5 protein-coding genes and 2 pseudogenes are annotated in these 5,161 nt (G+C 73.7%); 6 read left to right on the top strand and 1 reads right to left on the bottom strand.

Features of this window, described 5'->3' with window-relative positions:
* Positions 1 to 1,085, bottom strand: a pseudogene (locus SSOG_RS01915) (acyl-CoA dehydrogenase family protein); the annotation flags it as partial.
* A 54-nt stretch (positions 1,086 to 1,139) separates the two neighbouring features.
* Here SSOG_RS01915 and SSOG_RS01910 point away from each other — a divergent pair.
* From SSOG_RS01910 to SSOG_RS55415, 6 genes and pseudogenes are all read left to right on the top strand, one after another.
* Positions 1,140 to 1,928, top strand: a complete 789-nt coding sequence (locus tag SSOG_RS01910; protein WP_009712498.1) for an SDR family oxidoreductase — start codon at positions 1,140 to 1,142, stop codon at positions 1,926 to 1,928.
* A 60-nt stretch (positions 1,929 to 1,988) separates the two neighbouring features.
* Positions 1,989 to 2,612, top strand: a complete 624-nt coding sequence (locus SSOG_RS01905) for a TetR/AcrR family transcriptional regulator (protein ID WP_009712497.1) — start codon at positions 1,989 to 1,991, stop codon at positions 2,610 to 2,612.
* A 26-nt stretch (positions 2,613 to 2,638) separates the two neighbouring features.
* Positions 2,639 to 3,796 (top strand): acetyl-CoA C-acetyltransferase, encoded by a 1,158-nt coding sequence (locus SSOG_RS01900; RefSeq protein WP_009712496.1) that lies wholly within the window; start codon positions 2,639 to 2,641, stop codon positions 3,794 to 3,796.
* Positions 3,797 to 3,871: 75 nt separating this feature from the next.
* Positions 3,872 to 4,294 carry a septal ring lytic transglycosylase RlpA family protein gene (locus SSOG_RS01895; protein WP_039936324.1) on the top strand — a complete coding sequence of 141 codons (423 nt, stop codon included), beginning with the start codon at positions 3,872 to 3,874 and terminating at the stop codon, positions 4,292 to 4,294.
* Positions 4,295 to 4,304: 10 nt separating this feature from the next.
* Entirely contained in the window at positions 4,305 to 4,958 is a 654-nt protein-coding gene (locus SSOG_RS01890) for a hypothetical protein (RefSeq protein ID WP_009712494.1), read from the top strand.
* A pseudogene (locus SSOG_RS55415) lies at positions 4,955 to 5,161 on the top strand (hypothetical protein); the annotation flags it as partial. The gene SSOG_RS01890 and the pseudogene SSOG_RS55415, both read left to right, overlap by 4 nt.

Here is a 5,161-nt window from a genome sequence, read left to right as displayed (position 1 = left end):
ATCGGCCCCGCCAGCGCGAAAGACATAGCCCTCCCGCCCAGCCGTCCTCCGCCAGCTCACCGCACGGCCCCAGCAGATCCAGGGCGGTTTCGTGGAGGCTGATGTCCAGCTCCGACCAGAAGACCTTGTTGAGGCTCGACTCGGCCCCGAGCCGCTCCCCGGCGGCCAGCCGCGAGGCGCCCGCGTAGGCGAAGAGTTCATACGCGCGGGCGCGGATCACGGCGTCGGCCACCCGGTCCCGCAGGGCCGCGCCCGCCTCGTCCCCGGCGTCGGCGCGCGTCCGCCACAGGGCGGTCAGGCGGCGGGCGGCGGCCGTGTAGCGGCCGGGGCTGCGGAGGGTCAGCCCGCGCTCGTTGCCCGCGGTGCTCATCGCGACCCGCCAGCCCTGCCCCGGAAAAAAAGATGACGTCCTCGTCGGGCACGAACACCTCGTCCAGGAAGAGTTCGGCGAAGGCGGGCTTCCCGTCGAGGCGGCCGATGGGGCGTACGGTCACGCCCGGCGCGTCCAGGGGGAACATCAGATACGTCAGCCCGCGGTGGGGCGGGGCGCCGGGCTCCCGGTGGCTGCGGAACAGCCCGAAGGCCCGGTCGGCGAAGGCCGCCCGGGAGGACCAGGTCTTCTGGCCGGACAGCAGCCAGCCGCCGTCCGCGCGCCGGGCGGTGGAACGCAGCGAGGCGAGGTCGGAGCCCGCCTCCGGCTCGGACCACGCCTGCGCCCAGACCACCTCGCCGCGCGCCATCGGCGGCAGGATCCTGGCCCGCTGTTCGGCGCTGCCGTGGTCGAAGAGGGTGGGGGCGAGCAGGCTGACGCCGTTCTGGCTCACCCGGCCGGGCGCGCCCGCCGCGTAGTACTCCTCCTCGAACAGCAGCCACTCCAGCACCGACGCGCCCCGCCCGCCGTACTCCTCGGGCCAGGTCACCGCCGACCAGCGGCCGGACGCCAGGGTCCGCTCCCAGGCGCGGTGGGCGGCGAACCCCTCGGCGGTCTCCAGGGACGGCAGCGGGGCGGCGGGCACATGGGCCGCGAGCCACCCCCGGGCCTCGGCCCGGAACGCCTCCTGCCGCTCGGTCAGGTCGAGATCCATCGGGTCCCGGGCTCCTTCCCTAACAAGTGTTTGGTAGGTTACCGTGACGCCGTGATGGACAACAAGCCGTCGTACGTCCCCGGCCACGGCCTGCTCACCGGCCGCACGGCCGTCATCACGGCAGCGGCGGGCGCCGGGATCGGCGGCGCCACGGCCCGCCGGTTCCTGGAGGAGGGCGCCCGGATCGTCATCGGCGACGCCCACGCACGCCGCCTCGACGAGACGGCCGCCGCCCTCGCCGAGGAGTTCGGGTCGGATCGCGTCGCCGGGCTGACCTGCGACGTCACCGACGAGGACGCGGTGGCGGCGCTCTTCGACCTCGCCGAGGAACGCCACGGACGGCTGGATGTCGTGGTCAACAACGCCGGTCTGGGCGGCACTACCGAACTCACCGAGATGACCGACGACCAGTGGCACAAGGTCATCGACGTCACCCTGAACGGCACCTTCCGCTGCACCCGCGCCGCCCTCCGCCGTATGAAGGCCCGTGCGTCCGGCGGCGCCGCCATCGTCAACAACGCCTCGGTCGTCGGCTGGCGCGCCCAGGCCGGACAGGCCCACTACGCCGCCGCCAAGGCCGGGGTCATGGCGCTCACCCGCTGCGCCGCCGTCGAGGCCGCCGCGTACGGGGTGCGCGTCAACGCCGTGTCGCCGAGCCTCGCCATGCATCCGCACCTGGTGAAGGTCACCACGCCCGAGCTGCTGGCGGAGCTGACCGAGCGCGAGGCGTTCGGCCGGTACGCCGAGCCGTGGGAGGTCGCCAACGTGATCGTCTTCCTGGCCAGCGGCTACGCGTCGTACATGACGGGTGAGACGGTCTCCGTCAGCAGTCGGCACCCATGAGCCCGGCCGCCGTCAGCCCGCCGCCCAGGAGCCCGGCACCCGTGAGGCGAGAATGGGAACGTGCCGAAAATCAGCGGGAACAGCAAGAAGACCACCGTGAGCCCGTCCCCCGAGCGGCGCCGCGAACTGCTCTCGACGGCGGCCGAGGTGTTCGCGGCCCAGGGCTACAACGCGACCACCGTCCGCCGGATCGCCGACGAGGCGGGGATGCTCGCGGGCAGCCTGTACTACCACTTCGACTCCAAGGAGTCGATGGTCGACGAGATCCTCTCCACCTTCCTCGACGAGCTGTGGGCGGGGTACGACGAGGTGCTGCGCGCCGGGCTCGGCCCCAGGGAGACCATCGAGGCGCTCGTCACCGAATCCTTCCGGGAGATCGACCGGCACCGGGCCGCCGTCGCGATCTACCAGAAGGAGTCCCGGCAGCTCGCCGCCCTGCCGCGCTTCGGCTACCTCACCGACTCGCAGCGCAGGTTCGAGGGGGCCTGGCTGGGCACGCTGGAGCGGGGCGTGGCCGACGGGGTGTTCCGCGCCGACCTCGACACCCGGCTGGCGTACCGCTTCCTGCGCGACACCGTCTGGGTCGCCGCGTCCTGGTACCGGCCCGGCGGACAGCACAGCGCCGAGGAGATCGCCCGCCAGTACGTGTCGATGGTCCTGGACGGCATCACCCCCCGACATTGACCCGCAAGGACCCTTGAGGAGCAGCCATGGCCGAGGCATTCATCGTCGAAGCGGTACGGACCCCCGTCGGCCGCCGCAAGGGCGGGCTGGCGTCCGTCCACCCGGCCGACCTCGGCGCGCACGTCCTGCGCGCGCTGATGGAGCGCTCGGGTGCCGACCCGGCCGCCGTCGAGGACGTGGTCTTCGGCTGTCTGGACACCGTGGGCCCGCAGTCCGGGGACATCGCCCGCACCTGCTGGCTGGCCGCGGGGCTGCCCGAGGAGGTGCCGGGCGTGACCGTCGACCGGCAGTGCGGCTCCTCCCAGCAGGCCCTGCACTTCGCGGCGCAGGCGGTGCTCTCCGGCACCCAGGACCTGGTGGTCGCGGGCGGGGTGCAGAACATGTCGCAGGTGCCGATCGCCTTCGCCAGCCGCCAGGCGGCCGAGCCGCTGGGGCTGACCGAGGGACCCTTCGCGGGCTCGGAGGGCTGGCGGGCGCGGTACGGCGACCGTCCGGTCAGCCAGTTCTACGGGGCCGAGATGATCGCCGAGAAGTGGGGGATCGGCCGCGCGGAGATGGAGGAGTTCGCGCTCCGCTCCCACCGGCGGGCGCTCCGCGCCATCGACGAGGGCCGCTTCGACCGCGAGGTGGTCCCGTACGGGGACGTCCGCGTGGACGAGGGGCCGCGCCGGGACACCAGCCTGGAGAAGATGGCCGCGCTCGCCCCGCTCATGGAGGGCGGCCGGCTCACCGCGGCGCTCTCCTCCCAGGTCTCCGACGGCGCCGCCGCGCTGCTGGTCGCCTCCGAACGGGCCGTACGGGAACACGGCTTGACCCCGCGCGCCCGGATCCACCATCTGTCGGTGCGCGGCGAGGACCCGATCCGGATGCTGTCCGCGCCGATCCCGGCCACCGCGTACGCGCTGAAGAAGACCGGCATGACCATCGCCGACATCGATCTGGTGGAGATCAACGAGGCGTTCGCGCCGGTGGTGCTGGCCTGGCTGCGGGAGAGCGGCGCCGACCCGGAGCGGGTCAACGTCAACGGCGGCGCGATAGCGCTGGGCCACCCGCTGGGCGCGACCGGCGCCAAGCTGATGACGACCCTGCTGCACGAACTGGAGCGCACCGGGGGGCGGTACGGGCTTCAGACGATGTGCGAGGGCGGAGGGCAGGCGAACGTCACGATCGTCGAGCGGTTGTAAGGGGCGGGCGGGTGCCGCCGCCGGATCGGACGCTTCCGCGTGGCGGCGCCCCTCGGCCCCGCGCATGATGGCCGCATGGCGTGCGGATCGACCAGCCTCGGGAACGGCGAAGCCACCTGGTTCTGCTGTGGCAACGCCTGGGGCCCGTGTGCCGCCGCGGGCGGTGGCGCCTGCGGCACCTGCAAGTCCAGTGCGCTCCAGGCCGCCTGGCCCAACGCGTCCAAGGCGTGCTGGGACATCACCCGGCCGGATCTGTGCGGCGAGAAGCTGCCGCGGCGCGGCTGCGGCTCGGCCATCAAGGTGCGCCACCTGTGCTCGGGCGCGTCCGTCTGCGTCACCGTCAGCGACTGCGGTCCGCGCACCCGGAGCTTCTGCGGCGAGTCCAGCTGCTGCGACGGCGTCTGCCGCAGCAACCGCGTCATCGATCTGACCCCGGCCGCCTTCTCCGTCATCGGCAGCCTCAGCTCCGGCACCCTGCCGGTCTCCCTGTACGAATGAGGCCGGGCCCATGAGCGCACACCGGATGTCCGACCCACTCGACCGCCGCCGCTTCCTCACCGCCGCCGCGCTGCGCGGCGCGACCGTCGTCGGTACGGGCGTCATCGGCGCGACCGCGCTGGGTGCCGTGGACGCCGACGCCGTGTTCGCCGCGCCCCTGCGCCGCCCGCTGGACCCCGCGGTCCCCGCGGGCGCGTTCGTGGAGGGGCGGATCACCTCCATCGACGGCGGTGTGCTGGAAGTGGCGGGCTCCCACGGCGACTACGCCCGGGTCCGGGTCACAGGCGCCACCAGCGTGTGGAAGGTGCGTCCCACCACGGCCGCGTCGATCGAGACCGGTGACGGGCTCTACGCACGCGGCGTCCCGATGCCCGACGGCACGGTCGCCGCCGACGCGGTGTGGGTGAACATCGTGAACCTCCACACCACCATCCGCGGCATCGAGAAGACCCGGCTGCACCTCGCGCACGGATCCCACGAGATCGTCGGCAACCTCCTCCCGGCGACCTCCAGCGCCTCGTACTCCGGCGCCGCGCCCACCGCCGACCTCTCCGGGCTGCGCATCGGGCAGGGCGCCCAAGTCCTGGGCGCCTGGCGGCCGTCCGACGACTCCGTGGACATCGTCCGGGTGGCGGTCGGGCCGGGCGCGGGACACCGCCGATGAGCGTTGCCACCTTCGCCACCGCCCTCGATCTCGTTGCGCCGCCGCTCGCCGGGGTGCTGGGCGTGGCCGGTGCGGGCAAGCTCCTCGGCCGCGGTACGGCCCGGTCGGCGCACCGGACCGCGCTGGCCCGGCTGCTGCGCGGCGGCGACCGCGCGGCGCTCGCGCTGCGCACCCTCGGCACCCTCGAACTCCTGCTGTGCGCA

The organism is Streptomyces himastatinicus ATCC 53653 (genome assembly GCF_000158915.1).
GTDB lineage: Bacteria > Actinomycetota > Actinomycetes > Streptomycetales > Streptomycetaceae > Streptomyces > Streptomyces himastatinicus.
This window is presented reverse-complemented; position numbering and strand designations above follow the sequence as displayed.